The 3,731-nt window shown below is 45.9% G+C and carries 4 protein-coding genes and 1 pseudogene; 3 read left to right on the top strand and 2 right to left on the bottom strand.

The window, feature by feature from the left end; translation table 11 throughout:
* Nucleotides 1-484, top strand: a 484-nt coding sequence (locus tag FTV38_RS16895; RefSeq protein WP_180023001.1) for a helix-turn-helix domain-containing protein, incomplete at its 5' end; no start/stop codon positions are given.
* A gap of 193 nt (nt 485-677) precedes the next feature.
* On the opposite strand, the gene FTV38_RS16890 is transcribed toward FTV38_RS16895, so the two are convergent.
* Nucleotides 678-1,076: a hypothetical protein gene (locus FTV38_RS16890; protein WP_001560793.1), complete on the bottom strand. Its 399-nt coding sequence runs from the start codon at nt 1,074-1,076 to the stop codon at nt 678-680.
* Nucleotides 1,077-1,251: 175 nt separating this feature from the next.
* Here FTV38_RS16890 and FTV38_RS16885 point away from each other — a divergent pair.
* A pseudogene (locus FTV38_RS16885) lies at nt 1,252-1,425 on the top strand (mobilization protein); the annotation flags it as partial.
* 188 nt (nt 1,426-1,613) lie between these two features.
* Here the strand turns inward: FTV38_RS16885 and FTV38_RS16880 are convergent.
* Nucleotides 1,614-2,495 (bottom strand): GTPase family protein, encoded by an 882-nt coding sequence (locus FTV38_RS16880; protein WP_031612478.1) that lies wholly within the window; start codon nt 2,493-2,495, stop codon nt 1,614-1,616.
* 657 nt (nt 2,496-3,152) lie between these two features.
* Between FTV38_RS16880 and FTV38_RS16875 the strand changes: the two genes are divergently transcribed.
* A partial coding sequence (locus FTV38_RS16875) for a replication initiation protein (protein WP_180023000.1) occupies nt 3,153-3,731 on the top strand: 579 nt, incomplete at its 3' end.

The following is a 3,731-nucleotide window of genomic DNA, read 5'->3' as shown; positions in this document are numbered from 1 at the left end:
TGAACTGGCTGATTATCTCGATTTGAGCGCCTCAGCGCGCCGTAGCATCGATAAACATTACGGGATGGGGCGAAACTGCCATCTGTTCGAAATGACGCGCAAATGGGCTTACAGGGCGATTCGTCAGGGCTGGCCAGCATTCTCACAGTGGCTTGATGCCGTGATTCAGCGTGTCGAAATGTACAACGCATCGCTTCCCGTTCCGCTTTCTCCGCCTGAATGTCGGGCTATTGGCAAGAGCATTGCGAAATACACGCACAGGAACTTCACGCCGGAAACTTTCGCACAGTATGTGGCTGATACGCACACCCCAGAAATACAGGCCAAGAGAGGCCGGAAAGGTGGTATCGCTAAAGGCGAAGCCTACGATGACAAGCGTTTCATGGCGCTATGTATGCTGGAGAATGGATATTCTCAGAAAGCTATTGCGGCGATGCTGAATGTACATCGTAATACGATCCGTAATTGGGCAATGCACAAATAGCCTATATCAGATAACAGCGCCTTTTCGGCGTCTTTTTGAGCTGAGGGCTTTCCGGCGGTTTTCTCCTTTCAGCCCAGCAATGGTGCTGTTTTCCGCATGATTGCGCTGGTAGTGCTCGCCGCAGTCTCATGACCGAGCGTAGCGAGCGAATGAGCGAGGAAGCACCAGGGAATCGGAACACGGATGGAGGCACTTACGCGTCTGGGTTTGGGGATGTCTCCAGATCGTACTTAAGTTCCTTAAGTGCCTGTAATATCCTGTCTTTTTTATAGCATAGCTCGCCTGTTTTTGTGTCTACCAGTCCTGCTTCGATCAGTAGCCCAGCCGCGAGAAAGAGCCGGTGATTGCGTTCTCGTCGTTGTTTTTTTCCCTCGATTCGTTTTTGGACCGCCTGTTTTCGTTCGCTCTCCTGTGCCTGTAAGTCGTTTTTTTCCGCTGTTGCCAGTACGTGGAGGAGTTTGCGTTCCTGTTCTGTGAGTCCTGCTTCGTTGTCGAGCAGGTCAATAATCTGTCTCTGTCGTGCGGTCTGTTCTCCGAGCTTCCTGATGAATCCGATCCGTTTCTTCAGCCATTCGATGTTGCTGATGCGCATGTTCGTGGTGCTCCCTGGTGTTTTTTGCGGTGTGTTGTGGTCGTGCAGTATATCGCTTGCGGTCGGTGGGTGCAGGGGGGTATCTTCCTTCTAATTCGTGAAATTAGAAGGAAGCGCACTTATATGTTTCTCTCCTTCGTCGAGAAACAGTGCGCTCCTGCGGAGGGCTGAAACCGTGGCAACCTATCACCTCAGCGTTAAATTTGGAGGCAAGGGACAGGCTGCAAACCACGCCGATTACATCGAGCGCAAAGGGGAGTATGCGAAACGGAAAGATCTGGAATACACGGAGCACGGAAACATGCCGGAATGGGCCAGGGATAATCCTTCCCATTTCTGGCAGGCGGCTGTATCAGAAAGTTGTGACACTGGAAGATAAACTGGCGGAGAAAACTGTCACGGGTAAGAGCCGGAAAAACTGACGCGCTCTGTGAGGTGTTTGAATTGTTCGCTGTTCACATCGGATAAAACCGATCTTGGAAAAAGAAACGTTGATAACTAAGATTCAGGATAGTAATCATCCTGAATCTTAATGAATTACCAGAATTTAAGTTTTGATAGTATTTTCTTACCTGCAGCAACAACAGTTGCAGCTACTACTTCAACAACTACATCCTTTACGTTATCCCAGGCTTCACCTGTCCATTCTTTAATGGTGTCCCATACGCCCTTTTCTGCGCTTTCTGCCATTTTTTCTGTTTTTATTTCTTCTCCTGCTTCGCGATAGAGAGCATATTTTTTCTCCTTTGGGAGGATGTCTATTATTGTCTCCATTGCTTTAGAAATATTAAACTTTCTTTTGACTGATGTAGGTATAATGTATGAAGCAGGAACAGAAAAGGCAGTACTTACTTCTAGTATTTTCTCATTTACACTAGCTAACTGCTCTTTTGTCGGCTCGTTTTTCTTTTTATCCCAAAGAAGTTCACCTTCATCGTCTTCTGTTGGTTCTATTTTATCTATTTGGTTTATGAAAAATACAACAGGACATTTTTTTATATTAGGTAGCAATATATCGTTATATACCTTTTGAGAAATTGCGTAAGCCCTTTCATCAGACTTTATTACCCATACAACTAGGTCTAACTTTGCAACATTCTCTTTGTATAGATTATAATATTCTTTGTCTCTTTCCAAGGTTTCACCAACACCAGGAAAGTCTATTATCGTAAGTCCTCCCTCATTTCCATCTTCTGGCTTGATATGAATTTCTTGAATCTCTCTTGTGCAAGCAGCGACGTTACTGACTGGGGCTACATCACGACCAAATAATGCATTGCATAATGATGATTTACCTACGCCAGTTGATCCAAAAATACCGACTCGTGGCGTGTAACCTTTTATTTCCCTTATTTTCTTTTCGATTGCTTGTCTAATTTTTTCTTTGCTGTTTAGTGTCGATTTATCAATATATTCCATTTTAAGAACCTATATTGTCAAGAAATATTACTTATAAATAAACCACCTATTTTATAAGTGGTATTTTATTGTATTCGATAAATGTTATCTAGAGCTGTGTTCAGGTTGTTGTGAGACTAAACCTTTTAAGCGATTTCCTAAAAAGGTGGGGTACATGGAGCTCAGAAAACAAACTATCCCAAGACTGTTTTTTAGTCATGTTGCTTTGGAGAGAGGGTGGGATGAACTATGGCAATTATTGTGTCTGATGCTGATATCGAACTGTTTTATCCATCTATGCAAGGATATGGATGAGAAAATTTGCTGTTTTGACCCATTCGCCCTTCTGAACGGTTGAAACTGTTCGCGAATCACTTTTGTGCATAGTTATGCAGCCCCATAAAAATAATTCTGACGCATTTTTCGGGGTTGCCCTGGTGTTTCCTTGTATTTTTGCGTTTTTTGCGTCAGAAAGCGATTGAGAGCGTTTTAAGGGGTTCGTACAACAGGAGTTATGGTAAATGGATCGTTTTTGCGGGAAGGCTCGACAGGTTTTGTTGTTGGGGGTAGTGTAAGCGACTGAAAAACAAACGCCCCTGAAATTCGTGTCTATCCGCCAAGACTTTCACGAAAATACAGGGGCGATGTCGGTCGATAACCTGGAAGGAATCGTAACACATGAGCGCCGCGCTTCAATACTTCGAAGAAAATTTACCCCACCGTCCCTATCACACGGATGATCTCGCTTTTGGTCTTCGCATCTCCGGCAAAGGGCGTGCGCTTCTTGCGCGGTACATCCAGCAGAACCAGCCTCATGCGCAGTTCTGGCTGGTTTTTGACGTTGACCGTGTAGGAGCTGCGATTGACTGGAGCGACCGGAACGCTCCCGCGCCGAACATCACCGTAAAAAATCCTGTGAACGGTCATGCTCACCTGCTCTACGCACTCAATATCGCCGTGAGAACCGCGCCGGACAGCTCGGTTAAGGCGCTGAAATACGCCGCTGCGATTGAACGTTCGCTGTGTGAGAAACTTTGTGCAGATGTGAACTACAGCGGACTGATTTGCAAAAATCCGTTCCACCTGGAATGGCAGGTGATGGAGTGGCGCGAGGAGGCCTATACCCTCGATGAACTGGCTGATTATCTCGATTTGAGCGCCTCAGCGCGCCGTAGCATCGATAAACATTACGGGATGGGGCGAAACTGCCATCTGTTCGAAATGACGCGCAAATGGGCTTACAGGGCGATTCGTCAG

The organism is Acinetobacter sp. YH16044, from assembly GCF_013417145.1.
GTDB lineage: Bacteria > Pseudomonadota > Gammaproteobacteria > Pseudomonadales > Moraxellaceae > Acinetobacter > Acinetobacter amyesii.
Note: the sequence above shows the minus strand (reverse complement) of the source record. Positions and strands in the feature narration are given on the sequence as shown.